Origin of the sequence: Aquimarina pacifica (assembly GCF_000520955.1) — a bacterium.
Lineage (GTDB): Bacteria > Bacteroidota > Bacteroidia > Flavobacteriales > Flavobacteriaceae > Aquimarina > Aquimarina pacifica.
Genome location: NZ_JACC01000092.1, coordinates 1 through 2,163, shown reverse-complemented (window position 1 = coordinate 2,163; position 2,163 = coordinate 1). Strand labels below are relative to the sequence as shown.

Genomic DNA, 2,163 nt, shown 5'->3' with positions numbered 1-2,163 from the left:
AGTATTTACTCAGCATATTTCAAACGAAATCGAACGTATTGATATATCCAAATTGACTAAAGGAATGTATTATGCTAAAATAAATGGTGAAAGTATAAAGGTTATTAAAAAAATAGTAAAGAAATAATGAGACCTATTCTATAAAAAAAACAAATCATGAAGACACCCAATCATTTTTTAATTGCACTATTGATGTGCTTATGCTCTATTGCTAAGGCACAGATTTCTGTAAAGGTAGGCTCTACCCCTAAACAGACTATGCGATATGGTATGGATTATGAGCGTCTTTGGTACTGGACCAATTCTTTAAGCGCTGAAGAAAAAGATTTAGTATCTAAATGGTCCGTTGTGGATAATGACATTGATTTTATACGCGTTGCAATCAACAGTGGTTATGAATTAACAGAAGGTAATTATAATTTATCAGCATACACAAATAAAATCATCCCTATGATGCAAGATATGAAGGATGCAAATCCTAATATTAAATTTTTTGCATCACCCCGCCCCTTAGATGAAGCAATGAATAATGTTGCTTGGCAGCCCTATCCGCAATGGATAACTGGAAGTACTGGAAGTAATAGCAACTTCTCTTTTGATTGGGAGAAATGTTCAGAATTCCTAGTTAGATATTTAGAACTTATGGATTCGTATGGTTTTGAAATAAGTTATCTAGACATCACCAATGAATGGAATTACGTGACTCCTACTCATATTAGAGATATTGCTGAGTATCTTGAAGATGATTTAGCACAAAAAGGGATCAACATGCCAAAAATAATAGCTCCTTCTACCTGGAGTTATGCTCAAGGAGCTTCATGGCTAAATAATGTAAATACTGAGCGACGTAGAGATGCTATTGATATTGTCGCTTCGCATAATACAGATCCAGGTGGAAGTGCAAACGCTTTTGTTGAACGCGCTCATGATATTTTAGGAACTGAAAAAGAAATTTGGAACACGGAACTTCATGATTGGAAAAGTACATCAGGTTATGATGAAGTACTTACTTTTTCGTATATGATGGAAGCAATTAATGCTGGTTTTTCGGGTCTTACAGGTTGGCTAGCAATTGGAACAAAAAACCAAGGGCACTGTTATATTTTGAACCCATCAGGAACCCCTAGTAGAAATGTAAAATATTTTATTTTTAATAAGCTAACAAATACCTCACATCGTGGGCAGGTTTTAGATATTGAAACACCAAATGAGCTTTCACATACTACTGCCTTAATAAAGGATAATTTACTTACAGTTTGGGCTGTTAATCCAAATAATTCAAGTATAAATATTTCCATTGATTTAACGAATTATAAATCAACGAATCAAATAACAAGAACTTACTGGAATACAGATAGTGACATTGAAGGAGTGGTAAACACATACACTAATTCTAATTCATCAAGTATTCTTGGTGCTGTTCCTGCAGGTTCACTGAGTTGTTTTGAGATTACTCTTGATACCGACTCAACTAACACTAGTTTCACTCCTGACCCCAATAAGACATACTATATAGATGCACCATATCACAATTTAAGGCTAGCAGCAACGGGAGAAAGTGAATATGCTTACACCGCATCAACAAGTACTACAAGTGCTGATGTTGAGTGGAAATTTGTTGCCAAAGGCAACGGGTCTTGGCATATTCAACGTGCCGCAGGTGGGACTTTACCAAGATTTCGTACTGATAATAACATAACAGATGGTACTGCTGCTGATATGCAAGCTACGGGCTGGAGTGGTACTTATACCTATTTTGATTTTGAACAAGGAGCCATTGCAGGCACCTACTTTATTACCTTACCTGATGGACCTACAGGTCGTGTAAGATTACAAATTGATAATTATGGAAAGGTGCAAATGGTAGAAAATACTAGAGACGGTACCTGGGAATCTTTTGCAATTACTGAAGTAGAGGGTTCTGGTTCTTGTGAGTGGGTAACTATTGCTAATGAACGTGAAGTAATGAATTTTAGTGGTACAAAAACCATTCGTTATGGAGCCAATGGCACTTATGTTACAAAAGTAGTCACTGGTAATACAACATGTGGCAATGCATTTTTTGGAGACCCTTTGCCAGGAGTGGGAAAAGTATGTCAGGAATGTGTTGCATCTACAGCAGCATCAATAAAATTAGAAGCTGAAGACTATGATGGAATGTAT

Annotated in this window: 2 protein-coding genes; both read left to right on the top strand. The window is 36.1% G+C overall.

The window, feature by feature from the left end:
- The first annotated feature begins 16 nt into the window (after positions 1-16).
- Positions 17-127 carry a T9SS type A sorting domain-containing protein gene (locus DZ60_RS25815; protein WP_394332043.1) on the top strand — a complete coding sequence of 37 codons (111 nt, stop codon included), beginning with the start codon at positions 17-19 and terminating at the stop codon, positions 125-127.
- Positions 128-156: 29 nt separating this feature from the next.
- A partial coding sequence (locus DZ60_RS23755; RefSeq protein WP_206538663.1) for a glycoside hydrolase occupies positions 157-2,163 on the top strand: 2,007 nt, incomplete at its 3' end.